The organism is Neorhizobium sp. USDA 3394 (genome assembly GCF_056280385.1).
In genome coordinates, this window is record NZ_JBWCDU010000001.1 from 4379949 (window position 1) to 4402040 (window position 22092).

Consider the following 22092-nt stretch of genomic DNA (forward strand, 5'->3'; position numbering starts at 1 on the left):
CGCTCCGTCCGCTATTGTCAAGTCATGTCCGCCGAGCCCAACGTCAACCCCTTGCGACTTTTAACATCGTTCGCCGCGGGGTGGACGAGATGGGTCGGCGATCTCGTCTATCCTCCGGCCTGTCCCGGCTGCGGCATCAGAACCGGAGCGCATCAGGGATTCTGCCCCGCCTGCTGGCGGGAAATCCGCTTCATCGAGCGGCCCTATTGCGAGACGCTCGGTCTGCCGTTCTCCTACGATCCGGGGCCGGGCATTCTATCGGCGCAGGCGATCGCGGAACCGCCAGTCTTCGACCGCCTGCGTTCGGCGGCAATCTTCGAGGGCGCGGCCCGTGATCTCGTCCATTCGCTGAAATACCGCGACCGCACCGATCTTGCGGGGATGATGGCCGGCTGGATGCTGCGAGCCTCCGATGGCTACGTCGCAAACTGCGACGGCATCCTGCCCGTGCCGCTGCATCGATCACGCTTCGCCTCGCGGAAATTCAATCAGGCGGCGGAGCTTGCCCGGCACCTGTCGCGAAAATCCGGCCGGCCGTTCCTGCCGTCCACACTCGTCCGCGTCAAGCGCACGGACCGGCAGGTGGGGCTTTCGGCGCGGGCCCGCGAGGACAACGTGCGGGCGGCTTTCGCGATCTCGCCGGGCCACGAGGACCGCGTTTTCGGCAAGCGGCTGGTGCTGGTCGACGACGTCTATACGACCGGTGCGACGGTTTCATCCGCCACTCGCGCACTGAAAAAAGCAGGTGCCGTCGAGGTCACGGTTTTGACCTTTGCAATGGCTGTTGCCGGACCTATATGAACAGAAGAAGACACTATTGCGCGCGGCCTTTTCCCGCTTCCTTTCCCTTGGGGCCGCGCCCGGAGACGATCATGGCAGAGGTCACTATCTATACCCGCGAATATTGCGGTTACTGCGCGCGCGCAAAGGCTTTGCTGGACACCAAGGGTGTGGCCTATACCGAGCATGACGCCACCTATTCGCAGGAACTGCGCCAGGAAATGATCGGCAAGGCGAACGGCCGTGCGACCTTCCCGCAGATCTTCATCGACGGGACGCATGTCGGCGGCTGCGACGATCTGCACGCGCTTGACCGGGCCGGTAAGCTGGACCCGATGCTGGCGAACTGAGAGGTATCTCCCATGGCTTTCAAGGCTGCCGCCATCCAGATGTGCTCCGGAGTCGATCCGGAAAGGAACGCCGCCGATATGGCGCGGCTGGTCCGTGAAGCGGCAGCGCAAGGGGCGGTTTATATCCAGACCCCGGAGATGACGGGCTTCCTGCAGCGGGACCGCAAGGCCATGCGTGCCGTTCTGCGCGACGAGGCGGGAGACGTCATCGTTTCGACCGCCCGCAGCCTTGCAAGCGAACTCGGCATCCATCTGCATGTCGGCTCGACGGCGATCGCCGTTGATGGGGGCAAGATCGCCAACCGCGCCTTCCTGTTTGCGCCCAGCGGCCGGCAGATCTGCACCTATGACAAGATCCATATGTTCGATGTCGATCTGGACAATGGAGAGAGCTGGCGCGAAAGCTCGGCCTACGAGCCGGGCAGCGAAGCGCGCGTCGCCGACCTGCCGTTCGGCAGGCTCGGGTTCGCGATCTGCTACGACGTCCGTTTCCCGCAGCTTTTCCGGACCGAAGCCCTGGCCGGGGCCGAAATCCTGACGGTGCCGGCGGCCTTCACCCGCCAGACCGGCGAGGCCCATTGGGAAAATCCTGCTGCGTGCCCGTGCTATCGAGAACGGTGCCTTCGTGATCGCCGCCGCTCAGGCCGGTGTGCATGAGGACGGCCGCGAGACATTTGGCCATTCGATGATCGTCGATCCCTGGGGCAGGCTGCTGGCGTCCGCCGGAGGCACTGGCGAAGACATCGTGCTCGCCGAGATCGATATTGCCGCCGTTGCCGCGGCCCGGGGGAAGATCCCCAACCTCAAGAACGCCCGCGAGTTCTCGCTCGATGCGGTTACGGACGCGGCGGAAGAGGTGGCCGCTTGATCAAGTATTCGCTCATCTGCGACAATGCCCACACGTTCGAAGGCTGGTTTTCGGAAAGCGCCGACTTCGATCGGCAGGTGGCGAGCGGGCTCCTCACCTGTCCGGTCTGCAATTCCGCCTCTATTTCCAAGACGCTGATGGCGCCCTCTGTCTCGACCGCCCGAAAGAAGGAAGAGAAGCAGGCGATGGTGATGGACCTCGCGCGCCAGGAGATGATTGCCAAGCTCAAGGAAGCAGTCGCGGCGATCAAGGCTAATGCCGAGGACGTCGGCGAGAAGTTTCCCGAGGAAGCCCGCAAGATCCACTATGGCGAGGCGGATGCGCGCGGCATCATCGGCCAGGCGAGCCTCGGCGAGGTGCGCGAGCTGCTCGACGAGGGCATCGAGATCGCACCGCTGCCGGTCATTCCCGAAGACGCGAACTGAACGAGCGGGGACGGCGCAACGTCGGGCGGCATTGGCCGGCGTAGGTGCCGAGGCGGAGGGAGCGCTGGCCTGACCTCAGCCATAGTCACGCTCCCATAGCGCCTGCAATATTACCCTGGACCAGACGTTCCGAAAATCACGCCGGCCGTTTGGCCAGCATCATGTAGTTGACGTCCATATCCGGCGACAGGTTCCAGCGGTCCTGCAGCGGATTGAAGAAGACGCCGGTGCGGTGGATGATGTCCATGCCGGCTGCGGAGATCGGTCTTTCGAGCTCTTCCGGGCGGACCAGCTTTTCGTATTGATGGGTGCCGCGCGGCAGCCAGCGCAGGATGTTTTCGGCGGCGAAGATCGCCAGCGCTCCGGCCTTGAAGGTGCGGTTGATGGTGGCGACGAACATCAGGCCGCCGGGGCGGACCATGTTGGCGCAGGTCGTCATGAAGAAATTGACATCCGCGACGTGCTCAACGACTTCCATGTTCAGCACGACGTCGAACGTCTCGCCGGCTTCGGCGAGCTGCTCGGCAGTCACTGCGCGGTAATCGACCGAGGTGCCCGTCTCGGCGGCATGGGTGGAGGCGATGCCGATGTTCTTTTCGGACGGATCGGCGCCGACGACGGTTGCGCCCATACGGGCGATCGGCTCGGAGAGCAGGCCGCCGCCGCAGCCGATATCGAGGATGCGCAGGCCGGAAAGCGGCAGGTGGCTCTTCGGATCGCGGCCGAAATTTTCACAGATGCGGTCGCGGAGATAGGCGAGCCGCACGGGATTGAACTTGTGGAGCGGCTTGAACTTGCCGGTCGGGTCCCACCACTCCGCGGCCATTGCGGAAAACCGGTCGACTTCGCTCTGGTCGATCGTGCTGCGGGCGGCTTCGGTCATGGTCTTCATCCCTTCGTTTCAGAGTTTGAAGTCGGATGATAGGGCGTGGAAGTCAAGAGTTCTGCGATCGAGATTTTCTCACAGGCGGCCTCGCCGGGCCTGATGCTGCGACGGCAGCCTCGTCCCGCCTTAGCCGAAACGAGGCTGGTCGATTGTCGGCGCAAGTTCGAATGGTGGGGATGCGAGGCGAGGCGATTTGGTCTATGCCTTCGAAAAGCTGACGGGCACAGACGGCGGTCATCCTCTCTGGAGGGGAGGGATGGCGCGTTGGGAGGAGGGCAGGATGGCGATCACGGTCGAGCGATTGAAGGAGCTGCTTGCCTTCGAGGAGGTCTCCATGGCGCTGGCGGAGAGTTCCGCGGAAATCCACGACGGCTATATTCTCGAAAGATTGCGGTTCAGGCTCGAGGATGGCGCGGAGGTCCGGGGTTTCCTCACCCGGCCGAGCGAAGGCTTCCTCACCGGCGGCCCGGCGATTGTCTATGCGCATGCGCATGGCGCCCGCTGGGATATCGGGGCATCCGAACTGATCGACGGCCGGCCGGCCCTGCTCGATGCCCCGGGGCCGGCTCTGGCGCGCGAAGGATATGTTGCGCTGTGCATCGACATGCCGACCTTTGGCGAGCGGGCCGGGGTGACGGAGGACGCGGCGACCAAGGCGGCGCTCTGGCACGGCAGAACGCTGTTCGGGCAGATGCTTTCCGAACAGGCGGCGGCGTTGACCTGGCTCGCCGGCCGACCGGAGGTCGATCCGCAAAGGATCGGCGTCTCGGGGCTGTCGATGGGGGCGACTCTTGCCTATTTCCTGGCGGCGATCGATCCGAGGGTGAAGGCGGCGGCCCATCTGTGTTGTTATGCCGATTTCGCGACGCTGGTCAAAATCGGCGCCCATGACCTTCATGGCCACTACCTGACGGTGCCGGGACTGCTCAAGGAGACCTCGATCGGTGAGATCGCCGGGCTGGTGGCGCCGCGGCCGCAGCTGATCTGCATCGGCTGGGACGACCCGCTGACGCCGCCAGCAGCGGTGGACTGCGCATTTGCCGAAACGGAAGCTGCCTATCTCCAGGCTGAAGCGCTCGGCGCGCTGGTTTTCCTGCCGGAAGCAGGCGTCGGCCACCGCGAAACTGAAGCGATGCGGAGGGCGATGCTGGCCTTTTTCAAGGGGTATCTCTGAGGCATGAGAAGATCGGCGTCGCTCACATGACGCGGATATCCGCCTCGATCCTGCTGCCTACCGCGTGCCGTTCAGATGCACGCATCTCTTCGAAATCTGCTCCTTGCGCTGCGACTTGGTATAACGAGCGATCATGCCCGCCGGGCAGCTCTTGTCGTCGAACAATACGGACTCACCGGCCGCCATCGACGCCGGCGTCGGTTTGGCCTTGACCATCCGGGTCTGGGCGTTGGCCGGTGATAGCCCGGCCGGTCCGGTAAAGACCATGGCCAGCAACAGAATCAGAAAAGCACGGAACATCGACACCTCTCCTCCCGCTATGGTTGGTGAGGGATTGTAACGCCCGTGCTATCGACGGGCCATTCCACCGTCCGGTGTAGCTCGGCCCGAAGCAACGAGGGTAGGACTAGCTCCCCTTCACCCTCAATCCGTTCCGGTCGAACAGGTGCAGCGGTGCGCCGGCGACGGAAAGGTGCGCTTCTTCGCCCGGGGAAATGAGTTTCTGGCCGGGAACGACGGCGAGGAGTTTTTCACCGTTCAGGTCCGCGTGGATGACCGTTTCGGAGCCGAGCGCTTCGACGAGCCGCACCTTGACCTTGAGGCTTCCCGGATCATTGGCAAGCGTTATGTGCTGCGGGCGGATGCCGATCGTCAGCTTGTCGCCGACGGACAGGGAATGGCCCGAGAACGGCACGAGCAGGCGGTGGCCGCCTGCGGTCGTAAGCGTTGCCGTGCCGGTTTCCAGCTCGGCGACCTCGCCGGCCAGGAAGTTCATGTGCGGTGCGCCGATGAAACCTGCGACGAAGCGGTTGGCTGGTGTGTTGTAGAGGTCGAGCGGGGTTCCGACCTGTTCGATCTTGCCGGCGCGCATGACCACGATGCGGTGGGCCAATGTCATCGCCTCCACCTGGTCGTGGGTGACGTAGATCATCGTCGAGCCGAGGCGGGCGTGAAGGGCTGCGAGTTCGGCGCGGGTCGAGACGCGCAACTCGGCGTCGAGGTTCGACAGCGGCTCGTCGAGCAGGAAGGCGGTCGGGCGGCGCACGATGGCGCGGCCGATCGCGACGCGCTGGCGCTGGCCGCCGGAAAGCTGGCCGGGCCGGCGCTCGAGATAAGCCTCGATCTCCAGCATGCGGGCGGCTTCGGTAATGCGCTCGGCCACCTCCGCCTTGGGCATGTTGGAATTTTCCAGCCCGAAGGCGAGGTTCTGGCGCACGCTCATATGGGGATAGAGCGCATAGGACTGGAAGACCATGGCAAGGCCGCGGTCGGCGGCGGACACTTCGTTGACGCGCTTGCCGTCGATCTCGATCTCGCCGCCGGTGACCTTTTCAAGGCCGGCGATGGTGCGCAGCAAGGTCGATTTTCCGCAGCCGGACGGGCCGACGAAAACGATGAACTCGCCGTCCTTGATATCGAGGTCGATGTCCTTCAGGACGTCGACTGCGCCGAAGGACTTCTTGATTTTGGTGAGGGTGATCTCGCCCATCGGTGATCCTTACTTCAGGCCGGTGCCGGCAATGCCGGTGGTGATGAAACGCTGCAGGAAGATGAAGACAAGCACGACCGGGATCATGGTCACGACCGTCATCGCCAGGATGAAGTGCCACTGGACGTTCAGCTCGCCGGAATAGATGCTTAGGCCCACCTGCAGGGTATAGAGTTCGCGCCGCGACAATACGATCAGCGGCCACAGGAAGTCGTTCCAGCGCCAGACGACCGAGAAGATCGCCAGAACCGCGAGCGCCGGTGCCGTCAGCGGCAGCACGATGCGCCAGTAGATCTGCCATTCGGACGCCTTGTCCATGCGCGCGGCGTCGATCAGTTCGTCCGGGATGGTCAGCATGTACTGACGCAGGATGAACACGCCGGTCGGTGTCGCGACCGTCGGCAGGATAACGCCCCAGAGATTGTTGAACAGCCCGAGCGACGAGATGATCGAATAGAGCGGCACCATGATCACCGAAAGCGGCACCATCAGCGTCGCAAGGATGATCAGCATCGCGAGACTGCGGCCCTTGAACTCGTATTTCGACAGCGCGAAGGCGGCCATGGAATTGACGATCAGGGTGATCAGCGTTGCCGTCACTGTCACGAAGACAGAGTTCCACAGGTAGCGCAGGAAATCGAACTGCGTGAAGGGCGTCGTGTAGTTTTCCGTCGCAAACGCGACCGAACGTACCGGAGTGCGGTCGCCGATATTGACGCGGACGATTTCGCCCGGCGCCTTCGGATCGACCATCTGGGCGACGAGACCGATGCGGCGCACCTCGGCCAGCACCTTGGTCGATCCGTCCGGCATCTTGGCTTCGAAGAGCTGCAGCGGCTTGTCGTAACCTTGGACCGTTGCCTGGCTGGTGACGTAAGGCAGGATCGACGGAGGGAACTCGGCAAGGGCTGCCGGCGTCTTGAAGGACGAGAAGGCGAGCCAGACTGCCGGGCCGAACATGATGATCAGGCCGCCGACGAGCCAGACCCAGGTGACGATATCAGTCCAGTGCCAGCTTTTGCCGCCGCGGCGGCGCAGAATGAAGCGGGAGGCGACACCCATTAGCGTTTCCCCTTCTTTTCGCTACGCTGGCCGACGCCGAGCTGGATCAGCGTCAGCACCACGAGCACGAGGCCCATCAGGATCGAGGCGGCAGCGGCAAGGCCCGGATTGCGGAGCGTCGAGGCAAAGCCGGTCTCGTAGATGTATTGGGTCAGATAGAGCGTGCTGGTGCCCGGACCGCCGCCGGTCAGCACGTAGACCTCGTCGAAGATCTGCACGGCCTTGATCAGGGCGAGAACTACGACGACGAGAAGGTTCGGCGCGAGAAGCGGCAGCGTGATGCGCCGGAAGACGCGCTCCGGCTTGGTGCCGTCCATTTCCGCAGCTTCATAGAGATCCTTCGGGATCGCCTGCAGGCCGGCGAGCAGGATCAGCGTGTAGAGGCCCATATGCGCCCAGATCGACACGCCGATCGTGGCGATGAAGGTCCAGTTGCGGTCGGTAAGCCAGGTATAGGGCTCGATGCCGAACTGGTAGAGGCCGAAATTCAAGAGGCCCTGGCGCTGCAGGATCCACTTCCAGATCAGGCCGACGACGACGGGCGACAGGAGGACCGGGAAAAAGAACACGGCGCGCCAGAAGGAGCGGGCGGCGAGATCGCGGTTGAGGATCAGTGCCGTAATCAGCGACACGCCGATCATCAGCGTGACCTGCAGGACCACGAACCAGAAGGTGTTGCCGACCGCGGTCCAGAAGGCATCCTCCTGGCAGGACATCGGGTCGAGGTAGTTCGTGCAGGTGAAGAGGCGCTGATACTGCTCGGCGCCGACGAAATTGCGCTCGGAAAGGAAGAAGGCCGTGCCGCCGGTCATCGAGTATACGAAGTTGATGACGAGGGGCAGGAGCACGAAAATGCCGAAGATCAGCATGTTCGGAGCGAGGAACACGGCCGCCATGCCGCCGATGCCGGCCGCTTTCTGAACGGCGCGGAGCGGTATGTCGATGATGCGCATCAGGAGATGCACGGGCGCCATGAGAAGGCTGCCGAGACGGTCGGTGAGAGACGTCGTGCTCATGTTGGTATTCCATCCCTCCTTGTCTTCTTGTCCGGATGGCGGGGCTCGCCCCTCATCCGCCTGCCGGCACCTTCTCCCCCGGGTGGAGAGAAGGGATATGCCGCGCCGTCGCCGCCCACCCTTGTCCGACTTGCGGGGAGAGGGTGGGCCGAGCGGAGCGGAGGCGGGGTGAGAGGCTTCTCACCCCGCTGTTATCAGAGGCCGCTGTCCTTGACCTTCTGGGCGATGTCGGCGTCGATACGCGTAAAGGCGTCATCGAGCTTCAGTTCGCCGGCAAGGGTCTGACCGACGCGGGTGACGACCGCGGCATAGACCGTGTCGGACCAGCGCCAGCCGGGCAGCTTCAGGGCGGTTTCGGAGGTGGTCTTCGATGCCTCGACATATTTGGTCAGGGCAGCCTTGGCGAAGGCGTTGTCGGTCTTGAAGTCGAGGCCGCCCTTGTCGACGACGCCCTTGTGGCCGGGCAGGAAGAGGGTGCGCTCGGAGAATTCCTTGACGACCTTCTCCTGAGCGAACCAGTCCATGACGGTCGCAACGTCCTTCGGGTTCTTGGTGTATTTCACGGCGACGAGTGCCGCGCCGCCGGGCATGCCGGTGCAGGCTGCCGGGCCGCAGGGGCTGCCGGTTGCGACCCAGTCAAAGCTGTTGCCGATCTTGGTGGTGAGGTTCGCCACCTGCCAGGAACCGGAATAGTAGAAGGCGAGCTGGCCGTTGATGAAGTCTTCGGCGGCGGCGCGGTAGGTCGAGCCGGCGGCCGAGACCCAGACGTCCTTGGCGAAGGAGCCTTCACCGACCCAACCGACGAACTTGGTCAGGAAGTCCTTGGCGCCCTTGTCGAGCGGTGCCGGCTTGCCGTCCTTGCCGACATAGTTGGCGCCGTAGGACAGGAGCGGAGCAGTCAGGCGGTGGCCGGAGCGGTCGATCGCCATGGCGAACGGGAGCTTCTGGCTATCCTTGACCTTTTTGGAAGCAGCAGCCCATTCTTCCCAGGTGGCCTTCGGGCCTGGAAGCGGAACGCCGGCCTGGTCGAACAGGGTCTTGTTGGCATAACCGCCGGTCAGGGTGATCTGCGTCATGAAGCCGGAGATCTGCTTGGAGCCGTCCGGGCGCATCCAGTCGGCCTGGGCGCCGAAATTGTCGTCCCAGTACTTGGCGTCCTTGACCAGCGGGCGCAAGTCGAGCCAGTGCTTGGAGAGGTCCTTGATCGCCGTGACGCGGGCGATGTCCGGGCCGTTGCCGGCTTCGAGCTGCACGGGCAGCTGGTCCTTGATGACGCTGTAGGCAACGTTGTCGAGGATGACGTTGATGCCCGGGTTTTCCTTCATGAAGCGGCCGACGAGGTCCTTCATGACGTCGCCTTCGACGCCGTCCGAATACCACATGATCCGCACGTCGCCGGCATGTGCTGCCGTCGACATGAGAAGGGCGAGCGCAGCGCCCGCCAGAAGCGATTTGGTTTTCATGCTCATTTCCTCCTCTGAATGGACGGGCCTCCACCCGTCCGGTTTTTTAGATCACGAAGCGCTCAGGATCGTCGCTTCGCCTTTTACTGTATAATCCGCCCGCGCGATCACGCGGCCTTCGGCCTCCACGGAACCATCCTTCCTGAAGCGGACGGTACCATATTCCGGGTCCTCGACAACGACGGTGCCGTCGGATTCCTGTCTCGGGGCGAGCCCGCTGAAGCGGTACTCGACGGCCGTGAGATTGTCCGCTTCGCAGACCCGGACAATCCAGCGGGTCTTCTGGCCGTATTGGCGCAGTTCGGCCCCTGCCGAGGGGCCGTCGGTGACGGCCTCCAGCTTCGAGGCGGCGCGCAGCATGACGGCGCCCTTGCCGGAGCGGGCAAGCGCCACGCCGCCGGAAACGAGTGTTTCGTCGAACTCGGCCTTGGGGAACCAGGCATGGGTGAAATCCGGCTGTTCCTCATAGGTGGTGAATTCGAGGATCGCCAGACCGCGGTATTGCTGCGCTCGGGGGATGGTGCCGCAGCCGCCCCAGTAGGACGGACGGCCGTAGCCGAACTGGATGGTTTCGCCCGGATGGTTGATCCAGATAGCGGCTTCCGGCTTGTCGCCAAGGCGAAGGTGCAGGATGGTTTCCTGGTAGCCCCATTCGTCCCAGCGGTAATGGACCGTCGAGCCCATGGCGAAGTGCTCGCCCTTGTAATGATAGAGCGCGGCGAAGGAGTTTTCGCCCTGGGCGAAACGCCATTCCTGGTGCTGGCTGCCGCGGTGATCGGCAATCGCGGCGAATTCGGCCGGGATTTCGAGGCCGTGGTCGCGCAGGCAGACGGCCATCTGCGGCAGGCAGTGGACGCGGCGGCCATACCAGCCCTTGCCCCAGAGCAGACGGGCAACGCCGGACAGTTCCAGCGAGCGGCCGGCGCAGAGCGTGTGCTCGTAGGAGCGGCCCTGCGCTGCCGTCACCATGCCGTGATGGGCGGAGCGGGCGATGATTTCGCAGAGGCGGACGATGCCGGCTTTGGCGCGGTCGGCGATATCCTTGTCGGGCGAAAGGGCTGCAAGTGCCGTCAGGCCCTTGAGGTCGATCGGGAAATAGGGGGCGGAGTTGAACTCGGCCATTTCCCAGTGTTCGAAATGGTCGAGCCAGGCGCGGACGCGGGCGGCACCGACCTTCGCCTGCTCCGAGCCTTTGCGGCCGGAACGGACGAAGGTGGCGTCTGGGAGGAGGCTGCCCGCAAGATAGGCGGAAGTATGGAACAGCAGGGCGTGGTTTTCGGAGAAATACCACTGCACGTCATTGCCCGGCTCATCCATCCAGTAACGGTAGTTGAGGATGGCGCCGTCGATGCGGGCACGGGTCTTTTCGTTGATGTCCTTGCCCCAGACGGTGCGCGACCAGATGAGCGGCACCAGCGAGAAGTCGGCGCAGTCGTGGCAGTCTTCGATCGAGGGCAGGATTTCCTCGATCATCGCATCCGTATCGGGACCGGACCGGCCGCTTGCCAGCCGGGCGAAGGCGCGGACCGTATCGCGTTCGGAATTTTCCGAGATTTGCGCCAGGGTCTCGGTGATACGATCGCTCAGCGATGCAGGAGCCTGCCCCTGGCTTTCTGCGTGGCAGATCTCGACGCCGAGCGAACGGGACACGACGAAGCCGCCGGCATTGAGGGTGATGCGGAAGTGGCGGAAGTCGGCGGGCGCCTTTTCCGACGGACCGATATTGAGGCTGGTGGCGCCCGCGGCCAGGGTGAAGTCGAAATCGAAGCGCTCGCGCGACATGAAATCGCCTTCGACCGCTACGTTGACCTTCACTTCGACCGGCAGGGGTGCGGAGAGAAGCAGAGTGATGTCGCCGCCGAAATAATGCTGGCGATCGAAATACATGGTGTCGAGCGCCTTCTCGAGGCTTGCGGCAACGGCGCTCGTGACCGGGACCGGCAGGGCGACACTGGCAGCCGGGCCGGAGACGTAATCGAACTGATAGAAATAGCGGGCGTCACGCTCGGCGAGGTCGTCGAAGAACAGCGTAATCTCGTTGAGGCCGGCGACCAGCGGCAGTTCGAATTCCTGCTTGGCTTCGAGATTGCGGCTATAGGGCGCCATCCAGCCGGCTTCCTCGCCATTGATCCAGATGACCGCGCCGCCGCAGGTGCCGAGGCGGATCTTCGCCGTGCCGGCAGTTTCCGCCTCGATATAGGTGCGGGTCCAGGTGGCGAGCCGGGTCGGGCGGAACCAGAAGCCGGAAAGATCGAGCCGCGGGGAGCCGAAAGGCAGCCACCAGCGGGTCGCATCGAAGGAGCCGCGGACATCCGGGCGCTTGCCGCGATAGGTTTCGGCAAAGATGGTGCGGCAAGGATATTCGTGCGGAATGAAGTTCTTGACCTTGGTCAGGAAGAAGAACGGGTCCATCTCGCCCTTCATCGGGGCGTCCGGCACGTCGAAACGCTCTTGCGCGATGCTGCCGAGCTGCCAGTAGCGGACGGCTTCGCCCGGCTTCAACGTCTTTCGCATCCAGTTTGCTTCGGGATTCATGGTCGTCTTCACTTCAGTTCGCTGAGGGCCACGGGGGCCACGTCGTTGTATTCCTGGTTCTCGCCGGTCATGCCCCAGACGAAGGCGTATTGCGCCGTGCCGGCACCCATATGGATCGACCAGGCGGGCGAGAGAACCGCGTCGAGGTTCTTGACCACCAGATGGCGCGTCTCTTCCGGGCGTCCCATCAGGTGGATGACCCGCTCCTCTTCGGGCAGGTCGAAATAGCAATAGGCTTCCATGCGGCGCTCATGCAGATGCGGGGGCATGGTGTTCCAGATGCTGCCGTCGGCAAGGTCGGTGATGCCGAGCAGAAGCAGGCAGGAAGGCGTGACTTCAGGATGGATGTACATCCTGAGGTTCCGCAGATTGGCGCGCTTGGGGTCGCCGAATGTCAGCATCTTGGATTCCGACCGCTTGATAAGGCGGTGGGGGATATCGGCGCCGGCGGGAACGGAGTTCATGTAGAACCGGGCCGGCTTGTCGGCAGAGGCGCTGGCGACAGAGATGTCCTGGGCGCCGCGGCCGACATAAAGCACGTCGCGATTTTCCAGGGTGTAGCTCTTGCCGTCGACCGAGACGACGCCGGTGCCGCCGAGATTGGCAATGCCCATTTCACGGGCCGACAGCAGGAAGGGCGTGCCGATGTCCTCGCCCGAGCCGAAGCTCAGCGTGGACGATACCGGAACCGCGCCGCCGACGATGAGGCGGTCGACATGGGTATAGGTGAAGGAGACCTTGTCGGCCTGGAACAGGTCTTCCATCAGGAATTCGGCGCGCAGGCGCGCGGTGTCGTAGGCCTTGATGTCGTTGGGGCCGGCCCCGTAGAGAACCTTCATCGTCATGGCGTCTCGCCTCCCGGTTCCACATGCCGGATGGCTTCGGAGAGGCACAGGATCGAAAGAGCCTGCCCATAGCCGGTCGGCTGGATGGGAATATCCCGATAGAATTGCAGATCATGGCCCATGCGCGTTCCATAGGAGACGTTGAGCACGGTGCCGGTTTCGTCGATATTGTTGAGAACGGCTTCAACGGCCCTGAGGCCGGCGGCGCGCCATTCATGGGTGCCGAGACCGAGGCGGTAGCCCTTGAGCAGGCCGTAACCAAAGCCCGCAGTCGCGGAAATCTCCTCATAGGAGGACGGATCGTCGAGCAGGGTGCGCCAGGCGCCGGAAGCGGCCTGCAACGGCAGCAGCGCATTGACCTGCGCCGTCAGCACGCCGAGCAGGAAATCCTTTACCGGCTTCGAAACCTCGGCGAGGTCGAAAAGGTCGAGCATGCCGGCGGTGATCCAGGCATTGCCGCGCGCCCAGCGGGCTTCCGCAAAATTATGGCGGCCCTGGAACGTCCAGCCATGGAACCAGAGGCCGGTCTTCGTGTCGGCGAGGTAACGGGAATGGACGAGGAACTGCTTCGACGCCTCATCGACCAGCTCACGGCGGCCGCTCGCCTCGCCGTAGGAGGCGAGGAAGAGGGCGACCATATACAACGTATCGTCCCAGAGTTCGTCGTCGTTGACCTTGTCAGAAACGTGATGTTCGAAGGCGCCTTCCTCGGTGCGGCCCATCTGGCTCATGACGCGATTGGCCCAGGTGTCGAGAACCGGCTGCCAGCGCGGGTCGCGGGTTTCGCGCCAGAGGACGGAAAGGCCGAGCATCGGTGCAGTGGTGTTGACGTTGAGCGTCGGGAGCCCGGCTTCGATGCGGGCGGAATACCAGTTCTCGATCAGCGTCTTCAAATCTTCGCGACCGGTGAACAGCCACAGCCGGATCAGGCCGTAGAGGCCGACGCCCTGTGGCCATTCCCAGCTTTCGAAAGAGATATAGTCGCCGGCGGTGCCGTCGAGATTGGGTTCGTGGAAACGGCCATCGTCGCGAAGCCCGGTCATGCCGGTCACGAGGCGGTCAAGCTTTTCACGGATGTCCCGGGCTGAAAGGCCCATGTCTCAATTCCTCCCTGTGCTGCAGCATTTGCTGCGCAGCATTGCCGATCCACTCTCCCAAGCGGTGCCTTCATGAAAACATCTGAAAATTGATTGCGCAATCTGAAAATTTTTTGCAGTGTGCGCATCGGTGATGGGAGGATGTCATGGCGACGACGATCGTGCCGGGCAAACGCGGCAAGAAAAGCCGGCGGGTACGGCTGGAGGATATTGCGGGAAAGGTGGGCGTGTCGCTGAGCACCGTGTCGCGGGCGCTGGCCGGCGAAAAGGGCGTGCGCGCGGACATCCGCCAGCGGGTCATGGAGGCGGCGAAAGACGCCAATTACGCAATGCCGACGCCGGTCGCCGGCAAGAAGGTGATCCTGGCGGCTTCGAGCGCGGCGATGATCGACTACGTGCGCAACCAGTTCACCCTCTATGTGCTGGAAGGGTTGCGGGACCGCGCGCAGGCTCTCGGGCTCGATATTGTCACCCGCGCGGTCGCCGACCAGTCGGAGGAAAAAGTGGTGCTGGAAGAGGCGCGGGTCGATCCGGACGTCGCGGGACTGCTGTTCCTGACCGTCGACGACGAAGGAATGCTCGAGGCCACCCGCGGCTTCGGCAAGCCGGTCGTGCTGATCAACGGTGACGACCCGATGATGCGGCTGTCGAGCGTGACCCCCTGCAATCGGTCGGCGGCGCATCTGGCCACCGACTATCTCATCCGGTTGGGCCACAAACGCATCCTCTTCCTGATGCGTCCTGGCCGGCGGACGATCGACCGGCGCCGCGAAGGCTGGCAGGATGCCTTCCAGCATCATGGTTTGCCTTGCCCCCCGGATCTGGTCGTGCCGGTCGAGGACTGGCTGCCGGAGCTTGCCGCCCAGGCGATCAGCGAGCGGTTGCGCAGGAACGGGCAAGATTTTACGGCTGTGCTGACGGCGGGCGACAGTCTCGCAGTGGGCGCGATGATGGGGGTACAGCAGATGGGATACACCGTGCCGGGCGACGTTTCGGTGATGGGCATGGACGACCTGCCGCAGGCCGCATTCCTCAACCCGCCGCTGACCACCGTGCATATTCCGATGCGCGAACTCGGGGCCGTGGCGCTCGATCTTTTGCGGGACGGGATGACCGGATTTGCGAAACCGGCGCGGCGGGTGGAGCTTGCTTGCCACATTGCCGAGCGGCAGTCGACCGGGCCGGCCAAAGGTTGACCCCGGCCAAAACGTTTATTCATGCTCCATTCAGAGCCGTGCTGGAACAATGGGAATGTCTCGAACATTGATATCCGGCGAAATCCGTTCGGCAGATCGTCAGTCCGGTTCGCGCGTTATTTGGTTTCTCAGGAGGAAGCCCGTGAAGAAAACTCTGATGTCCGTTGCGGCACTTTGCGCCCTGTTCGTGGCGCCGTCGATTGCGGATGCGGCCGTGCGCGGGGTCGCCACGGCCAATGTCAACATGCGGTCCGGGCCAAGCACCGGCTATCCGGCCGTCGACGTCGTCCCGGTCGGCGCGGCGGTAACGATCTACGGCTGCATGAGCAGCGTCAACTGGTGCGACGTCGCCTTCGTCGGCGGACGCGGCTGGGTGTCGGGCAACTACGTTCAGGCGACCTATCGTTCCAACCGCGTTTATGTCGCGCCCGACTACTACGAGGGCCTCGGCATTCCCATGGTCACGTTCGACGTCGGCAACTATTGGGGCCGCTACTATCGCAACCGCGACTTCTATCGCGATCGTGATCGCTGGGACCGCTACGACTGGAGACGCGATGCGCGTCTTCCGCCGCCTCCGCCCCTGCCGCCGCGCTGGGATCGTGACGGCGCCCCGCGTTGGGACCGGGATCGCAGCTGGAGCCCGGGCGACGCCCAGCCGCCCCGTCCGCCGGTATGGCGCGGCGACCGTGACCGGTTCTATCGGGACCCGGGTTGACCGTAGCCCGCCGCGGTGGTTCGACCGCTAGCCCCATTCAGAAATTAAAACAGGCCGCCTTCGGGTGGCCTTTTTGCATCCGCATTGCGATGCGCTGCTGCCGAGCGTACCGTTCGGCCATGTTCTGGCCATTGCGCCTTTTCAGCCTTTTCGATAAGAGACGCCGCAACTCGACGATCCTGTCACAAACGACGGAACTTCGAGGCGGTTTGAAAGCAGGCGCCCAAGGCTCCAGAGCCTCTTGGCGAAACAGTGGTTTTTGTCGGTATGGCTCGCATCGTCATGAAGTTCGGCGGCACTTCGGTCGCCAATCTCGAACGCATTCACAACGTCGCGCGCCATGTGAAACGTGAGGTCGAAGCCGGGCACGAGGTCGCGGTCGTCGTCTCCGCCATGTCCGGCAAGACCAACGAGCTGGTTGGCTGGGTTCAGGACATGCCGAAGGTTTCCGGCGCCAACTCGCCTTTTTACGATGCGCGCGAATATGACGCCGTCGTCGCATCCGGCGAGCAGGTGACGTCCGGCATTCTTGCCATCGCCCTGCAGTCGATGGGCATCAACGCCCGGTCCTGGCAGGGTTGGCAGATCCCGATCCGCACCGACAGCGCCCATGGCGCGGCGCGGATCATGGAGATCGACGGTTCGGAGATCATCAAGCGGATGGGCGAGGGCCAGGTGGCGGTCGTTGCCGGCTTCCAGGGGCTTGGCCCCGACAACCGGATCGCGACGCTCGGCCGCGGCGGTTCCGACACGTCGGCGGTGGCGATCGCGGCCGCGGTCAAGGCCGACCGCTGCGACATCTATACGGATGTCGACGGCGTCTACACGACCGATCCGCGCATCGTGCCCCAGGCGCGGCGCATGAAGAAGGTCTCCTTCGAGGAAATGCTCGAAATGGCCTCGCTCGGCTCGAAGGTTCTGCAGGTGCGCTCGGTCGAGCTCGCCATGGTCCACAAGGTCCGCACCTTCGTGCGTTCCAGTTTCGAGGATCCCGATGCGCCGGGCATGGGTGACCTTTTGAACCCGCCCGGTACTTTGATTTGCGACGAGGAAGAAATCGTGGAACAGGAAGTCGTCACCGGCATCGCCTATGCCAAGGATGAAGCGCAGATTTCGCTCCGGCGTCTTGCCGACCGGCCGGGCGTGTCGGCGGCGATCTTCGGCCCGCTCGCCGAAGCGCATATCAATGTCGACATGATTGTGCAGAACACGTCGGAAGACGGTTCGCGCACCGACATGACCTTCACCGTACCTTCGGGCGACGTGCAGAAGGCCATGAAGGTTCTCGACGACAACAAGGAAAAAATCGGCTTCGACGTCGTCCAGACCGAATCAGGTCTGGCGAAAGTCTCGGTCATCGGCATCGGCATGCGCAGCCATGCGGGCGTTGCCGCGCATGCTTTCAAGGCACTTGCCGAAAAATCCATCAACATCAAGGCGATCACCACCTCGGAAATCAAGATTTCGATCCTGATCGACGGTGCCTATTCGGAACTCGCTGTTCGGACTTTGCATTCCGCTTACGGTCTCGATAAGAGTTGATAATGAACCGGTTCGGCGCGCCGTCAATCGAGCGCGCCGTCTTCCGGTTGGGGTGACCTCGTTTCGGGAGAGCATATGCCGATGAGAGACCTGTCGGCAGGTCCGCGCGTTCTGTTGAAGCGGCTACGCGAGTTGATGGCGGAGCCGCTCGAGCCACAGGAGCGCCTTGACCGGATCGTCCGCCAGATTGCCAGCAACATGGTGGCCGAGGTCTGTTCGGTCTATGTGCTCCGCTCCGACGGTGTTCTCGAACTCTACGCGACCGAAGGCCTCAACAAGGAAGCCGTCCACACTTCGCAGCTGAAGATGGGCCAGGGCCTCGTCGGCACGATTGCCGCCTCCGCGCAGCCACTCAACCTTTCCGATGCTCAGGCGCATCCGGCCTTCCGCTATCTCCCCGAAACCGGCGAGGAAATCTATCATTCCTTCCTCGGCGTGCCGATCCTTCGGGCCGGCCGCACGCTTGGCGTTCTCGTCGTCCAGAACAAGGCGAGCCGCAACTATCGCGAGGACGAGGTCGAGGCGCTCGAAACCACCGCGATGGTGATCGCCGAGATGATCGCCACCGGCGAGCTCAAGAAGATCACGAGGCCCGGCCTCGAACTCGACCTCACGCGTGCCATCACCATCGACGCCGACGCCTATAACGAAGGCATCGGCCTTGGCCATGTGGTGCTGCACGAACCGCGCATCGTCGTTACCAATCTCCTGAACGAAGATGCCGAGAAGGAAGTCACCCGGCTGGCGGAATCGCTCGGGTCCTTGCGCATCTCGATCGACGACATGCTGTCGCGCCGCGAAGTATCCCAGGAAGGCGAGCATCGCGAAGTGCTCGAAACCTACCGGATGTTCGCCCATGACCAGGGTTGGGTCCGCCGCATGGAAGAGGCGATCCACAACGGGTTGACGGCGGAAGCCGCGGTCGAGAAGGTCCAGAGCGATACCAAGGCGCGGATGATGCGCCTGACCGATCCCTATCTGCGTGAGCGGATGCATGATTTCGACGATCTCGCCAACCGACTTCTGCGCCAGCTGACGGGCTTTTCAGGCCGCGCCTTCGACGAAGGTTTCCCGACCGACGCCATCATTCTCGCCCGTGCCATGGGGGCCGCCGAACTGCTCGACTATCCGCGTGCCAGCCTGCGCGGCCTGGTGCTCGAAGACGGAGCGGTGACGAGCCACGTGGTGATCGTCGCGCGCGCCATGGGCATTCCGGTCGTCGGCCAGGCGGCGGGTGTCGTGGCGCTTGCCGAAAACGGCGATCCGATCATCATCGACGGCGACGACGGCCAGATTCATCTGCGGCCGGTTCTCGACCTGCAGAAGGCCTACGAGGAAAAGGTACGCCTGCGGGCCCGCCGGCAGGAGCAGTTCAAGGCGCTGCGGGATGTCGAGCCGATCACCAAGGACGGCAAGCGTATCAGCCTGCAGATGAATGCCGGGCTGCTGGTGGATCTACCGCAGCTTGCCGAGTCCGGCGCCGACGGCATCGGCCTGTTCCGCACCGAGCTGCAGTTCATGATCGCTTCGACCATGCCGAAGCTCGAGGAGCAGGAAAGCTTCTACCGCAACGTCATCAAGCAAGCGGCCGGCCGGCCGGTGACGTTCCGCACGCTCGATATCGGCGGCGACAAGGTCGTCTCTTATTTCCGGGCCCAGGAAGAGGAAAATCCGGCGCTCGGCTGGCGCGCGATCCGTTTGTCGCTTGATCGTCCGGGCCTGCTGCGTACCCAGCTTCGGGCGCTGCTCCGGGCTGCCGCCGGCGCCGAGCTCAAGATGATGCTGCCGATGGTGACCGAGGTTTCGGAAATCCATGCGGTGCGAGAACTGATGCAGAAGGAAGTGCAGCATCTTTCCAAATTCGGCCACAGCCTGCCGCGCAAGCTGCAGTTCGGGGCGATGCTGGAAGTGCCGGCGCTGATGTGGCAGCTCGACGAACTGATGGCGGAAGTGGATTTCGTCTCGGTCGGCTCAAACGACCTGTTCCAGTTCACGATGGCGGCCGATCGCGGCAATGCCCGGGTTTCCGACCGTTTCGACAATCTCGGCAAGCCGTTCCTGCGCATTCTGCGCGACATCGCACGGGCCGGCGAACGGAACAAGACGGTGGTGACGCTGTGCGGCGAGATGGCGGGTAAGCCGCTCTCGGCGATGGCGCTGCTCGGTGTCGGTTTCCGCTCGGTTTCGATGTCCCCGACCTCCATCGGGCCGGTGAAGGCAATGCTGCTCGGGCTTGACATCGACCAGCTGTCGGCAGAATTGAACGCGGCGCTCGACGATATAAGGTCGTCGGAGTCGATCCGCACTCTGCTTGTGCGGTTCGCCGAGGCCAACAATATTCCGGTTTGATGATTGAATGACGGCTATTGGTCGAGCTATGTGCTCTCACCGTCATCCTCGGTCCACGGATCAAGTCCGAGGATGTCCCGAGGATCTGCTGACCTATACGCGTGGAGAGATCCTCGGGACAAGCCCGAGGATGACGAATGGCATAGTTGGAGTTCTATAGTTGGCGAAGCTTCCTGTCGAAAAGATGCGCGAACTGGAACGCCGGTTCGGCGAGATCGAGGCGCGCATGTCGGAAGGGCCGGCCGCCGACGTCTATGTGAAGCTGGCGTCGGAATATTCCGAGCTGCAGCCGGTGGTACGCAAGATCCGCGAATACGAGAAGTCGATCGCCGAAGTGGCCGACCTGCGCGCGATGCTGACCGACAAGGGCACCGATCGCGAGATGCGCGAACTCGCTGAAATGGAGCTGCCGGAAGCCGAGGAGCGGCTCGAGGCGCTGGAAAAGGACATGCAGGTCCTGCTTTTGCCGAAGGACGCGGCCGACGAGAGGAGCGCGATCCTCGAAATCCGCGCCGGAACGGGTGGCAACGAGGCGGCTCTTTTTGCCGGCGACCTGTTCCGCATGTACGAGCGTTATGCCGCCACCAAGGGCTGGAAGGTCGAGGTTCTGTCGGCCAGCGAAGGCGAGGCGGGCGGCTACAAGGAAATCATCGCGACGGTGACCGGGCGCGGCGTGTTTTCCAAGCTGAAGTTCGAATCCGGCGTGCATCGCGTGCAGCGCGTGCCCGATACGGAAGCGAGCGGCCGCATCCACACCTCGGCGGCGACCGTGGCGGTGATGCCGGAAGCCGAAGAGATCGACATCGAAATCCGGCCGGAAGACATCCGCATCGATACGATGCGTTCGTCCGGCGCCGGCGGCCAGCACGTCAATACGACCGACTCCGCGGTGCGCATCACCCACATGCCGAGCGGCATCGTGGTGACCAGTTCGGAAAAGTCTCAGCACCAGAACCGCGCCAAGGCGATGCAGGTGCTGCGCACCCGCCTCTATGACATGGAACGCCAGAAGGCGGACAGCGAACGTTCCGCCGACCGGAAGAGCCAGGTCGGCTCCGGCGACCGGTCCGAGCGCATCCGCACCTATAATTTTCCGCAGGGGCGGGTTACCGACCACCGCATCAACCTGACGCTCTACAAGCTCGACCGGATGATGGAAGGCGATATCGACGAAGTGGTCGATGCGCTGATTTCCGACTACCAGGCCGGCCAGCTCGCGCAACTCGGCGAGCAACAGGGATGACGACACTGTCCGCAGCCGTCGCGGATGCGAGATCGCGGTTCTCCGTGGCTGGCCTGCCGGATGCGGCGATCGAGGCACGGCTGCTGATCGGCGGGTTGCTCGGGCTTTCCAGCACTGAAGTCTTCACAGGCGGCGACCGGCTGCTGACGGAGGAGGAAACCTCCCGGATCGGGGAAGCGGTCGAGCGCCGCTTGAAACGTGAGCCGGTACACCGCATATTGGGATCACGTGAATTCCACGGCATGGAGCTCCTGATTTCGAAGGAAACGTTGGAGCCGCGGCCGGACACCGAAATCCTGGTAGATTCGATGCTTGCCCATGTGAGGCAGATTGTCGCAGACAAGGGTTCGGCACGTATCCTCGATCTTGGAACCGGAACTGGCGCGATCGTTTTGGCACTGCTGAAGGAAAGCCCGCGGGCCCAAGGTATCGGCAGCGACATTTCGCAGGACGCACTGCAGACGGCGGCGCGAAACGCGGCACGGCTGGGAATGGCCGAGAGATTTCAGGCGGTCCGCAGCCACTGGTTTGACGCAATTCCCGGTCGGTTCGACATAATCGTGTCAAATCCGCCCTATATACGAAGCGATGTCATCCCCGCATTGGACCCGGAAGTCCGGGATTTCGATCCGCTGGCAGCGCTAGATGGAGGTCCGGATGGGCTTGAAGCCTATCGCGCGATTGCAGCGAATGCAGGAGATTTCCTCGAAAAGGACGGCGTTATCGGCGTCGAGATCGGGTTCGATCAGAAGGAAACCGTGACCGCGATTTTCCGCGTTGCCGGCTTTACGCCGATGGAGGCGGTACGCGATTATGGCGATAATGATCGGGTTCTCGTATTTACCGTGAATCATCCTTGATTTTGCAGGCAAAAGAAAAGGCTTGGATTTCCGGAGGAAGCGGGATAGCTTGCAAATACGCACTGGGACGGCTGGGAATGAACAGCGATTCGTTCGGGTTACAGGGCAACCCTTTGATCCTTCTCTTTTCGAAGAGTTGCGAAGGTTGAACAATTCCCGGTGCGTGAATCAGTTAATTTGACTTTCACAAGCGG

19 protein-coding genes and 1 pseudogene are annotated in these 22092 nt (G+C 63.1%); 11 read left to right on the forward strand and 9 right to left on the reverse strand.

Features of this window, described 5'->3' with window-relative positions; translation table 11 throughout:
• Positions 1 to 24 precede the first annotated feature (24 nt).
• The 4 genes and pseudogenes from ACZ9EJ_RS21430 (at position 25) to ACZ9EJ_RS21445 (ending at position 2423) form a co-directional block, all read left to right on the forward strand.
• Entirely contained in the window at positions 25 to 801 is a 777-nt protein-coding gene (locus ACZ9EJ_RS21430; RefSeq protein WP_046642159.1) for a ComF family protein, read from the forward strand.
• A gap of 71 nt (positions 802 to 872) precedes the next feature.
• Positions 873 to 1130, forward strand: a complete 258-nt coding sequence (gene grxC / locus ACZ9EJ_RS21435) for a glutaredoxin 3 (RefSeq protein ID WP_007774047.1) — start codon at positions 873 to 875, stop codon at positions 1128 to 1130.
• A gap of 12 nt (positions 1131 to 1142) precedes the next feature.
• A pseudogene (locus ACZ9EJ_RS21440) lies at positions 1143 to 1998 on the forward strand (carbon-nitrogen hydrolase family protein).
• Positions 1995 to 2423: a DUF1178 family protein gene (locus ACZ9EJ_RS21445; protein ID WP_046633872.1), complete on the forward strand. Its 429-nt coding sequence runs from the start codon at positions 1995 to 1997 to the stop codon at positions 2421 to 2423. The pseudogene ACZ9EJ_RS21440 and the gene ACZ9EJ_RS21445 overlap by 4 nt, the downstream one beginning before the upstream one ends.
• A 136-nt stretch (positions 2424 to 2559) precedes the next feature.
• On the opposite strand, the gene ubiG is transcribed toward ACZ9EJ_RS21445, so the two are convergent.
• Positions 2560 to 3306, reverse strand: coding sequence for a bifunctional 2-polyprenyl-6-hydroxyphenol methylase/3-demethylubiquinol 3-O-methyltransferase UbiG (gene ubiG, locus ACZ9EJ_RS21450; RefSeq protein WP_046642158.1), 747 nt, complete (start codon positions 3304 to 3306; stop codon positions 2560 to 2562).
• 259 nt (positions 3307 to 3565) lie between these two features.
• Between ubiG and ACZ9EJ_RS21455 the strand changes: the two genes are divergently transcribed.
• A complete protein-coding gene (locus ACZ9EJ_RS21455; RefSeq protein ID WP_251089896.1) occupies positions 3566 to 4483 on the forward strand; it encodes an alpha/beta hydrolase family protein in 918 nt (305 codons plus the stop codon).
• A 57-nt stretch (positions 4484 to 4540) separates the two neighbouring features.
• On the opposite strand, the gene ACZ9EJ_RS21460 is transcribed toward ACZ9EJ_RS21455, so the two are convergent.
• The 8 genes from ACZ9EJ_RS21460 to bglB all read right to left on the reverse strand — a co-directional run bounded on the left by ACZ9EJ_RS21460 (position 4541) and on the right by bglB (position 13990).
• Entirely contained in the window at positions 4541 to 4783 is a 243-nt protein-coding gene (locus tag ACZ9EJ_RS21460) for a DUF6719 family protein (protein ID WP_046633876.1), read from the reverse strand.
• Positions 4784 to 4889: 106 nt separating this feature from the next.
• Complete coding sequence (locus ACZ9EJ_RS21465; protein WP_046633878.1) at positions 4890 to 5972, reverse strand: ABC transporter ATP-binding protein; 1083 nt, start codon at positions 5970 to 5972, stop codon at positions 4890 to 4892.
• A 9-nt stretch (positions 5973 to 5981) separates the two neighbouring features.
• Entirely contained in the window at positions 5982 to 7034 is a 1053-nt protein-coding gene (locus tag ACZ9EJ_RS21470) for a carbohydrate ABC transporter permease (protein WP_046633879.1), read from the reverse strand.
• Positions 7034 to 8050 carry a carbohydrate ABC transporter permease gene (locus ACZ9EJ_RS21475; protein ID WP_046642141.1) on the reverse strand — a complete coding sequence of 339 codons (1017 nt, stop codon included), beginning with the start codon at positions 8048 to 8050 and terminating at the stop codon, positions 7034 to 7036. The genes ACZ9EJ_RS21470 and ACZ9EJ_RS21475 overlap by 1 nt, the downstream gene beginning before the upstream one ends.
• Before the next feature lie 194 nt (positions 8051 to 8244).
• Positions 8245 to 9513, reverse strand: coding sequence for an ABC transporter substrate-binding protein (locus tag ACZ9EJ_RS21480; protein WP_046633883.1), 1269 nt, complete (start codon positions 9511 to 9513; stop codon positions 8245 to 8247).
• A 51-nt stretch (positions 9514 to 9564) separates the two neighbouring features.
• Positions 9565 to 12048, reverse strand: coding sequence for a hypothetical protein (locus ACZ9EJ_RS21485; protein ID WP_046642140.1), 2484 nt, complete (start codon positions 12046 to 12048; stop codon positions 9565 to 9567).
• 8 nt (positions 12049 to 12056) lie between these two features.
• Entirely contained in the window at positions 12057 to 12893 is an 837-nt protein-coding gene (kduI, locus tag ACZ9EJ_RS21490; RefSeq protein WP_080955846.1) for a 5-dehydro-4-deoxy-D-glucuronate isomerase, read from the reverse strand.
• Entirely contained in the window at positions 12890 to 13990 is a 1101-nt protein-coding gene (gene bglB / locus ACZ9EJ_RS21495) for a beta-galactosidase BglB (RefSeq protein ID WP_046642139.1), read from the reverse strand. Before bglB ends, kduI begins: the two co-directional genes overlap by 4 nt.
• A gap of 146 nt (positions 13991 to 14136) precedes the next feature.
• Between bglB and ACZ9EJ_RS21500 the strand changes: the two genes are divergently transcribed.
• From ACZ9EJ_RS21500 to prmC, 6 genes are all read left to right on the forward strand, one after another.
• Complete coding sequence (locus tag ACZ9EJ_RS21500) at positions 14137 to 15186, forward strand: LacI family DNA-binding transcriptional regulator (protein WP_046633888.1); 1050 nt, start codon at positions 14137 to 14139, stop codon at positions 15184 to 15186.
• Positions 15187 to 15328: 142 nt separating this feature from the next.
• A complete protein-coding gene (locus ACZ9EJ_RS21505; RefSeq protein WP_080954204.1) occupies positions 15329 to 15904 on the forward strand; it encodes an SH3 domain-containing protein in 576 nt (191 codons plus the stop codon).
• Positions 15905 to 16171: 267 nt separating this feature from the next.
• Positions 16172 to 17446 (forward strand): aspartate kinase, encoded by a 1275-nt coding sequence (locus ACZ9EJ_RS21510; RefSeq protein ID WP_046633890.1) that lies wholly within the window; start codon positions 16172 to 16174, stop codon positions 17444 to 17446.
• Between the two features lie 81 nt (positions 17447 to 17527).
• Positions 17528 to 19795: a phosphoenolpyruvate--protein phosphotransferase gene (ptsP, locus tag ACZ9EJ_RS21515; protein WP_046642156.1), complete on the forward strand. Its 2268-nt coding sequence runs from the start codon at positions 17528 to 17530 to the stop codon at positions 19793 to 19795.
• Between the two features lie 160 nt (positions 19796 to 19955).
• The gene (gene prfA / locus ACZ9EJ_RS21520) at positions 19956 to 21038 is read left to right on the forward strand and encodes a peptide chain release factor 1 (RefSeq protein WP_046633893.1); all 1083 of its coding nucleotides are present in this window, start codon (positions 19956 to 19958) and stop codon (positions 21036 to 21038) included.
• Positions 21035 to 21898, forward strand: a complete 864-nt coding sequence (prmC, locus tag ACZ9EJ_RS21525) for a peptide chain release factor N(5)-glutamine methyltransferase (RefSeq protein ID WP_046642138.1) — start codon at positions 21035 to 21037, stop codon at positions 21896 to 21898. The genes prfA and prmC overlap by 4 nt, the downstream gene beginning before the upstream one ends.
• Positions 21899 to 22092: the final 194 nt, after the last annotated feature.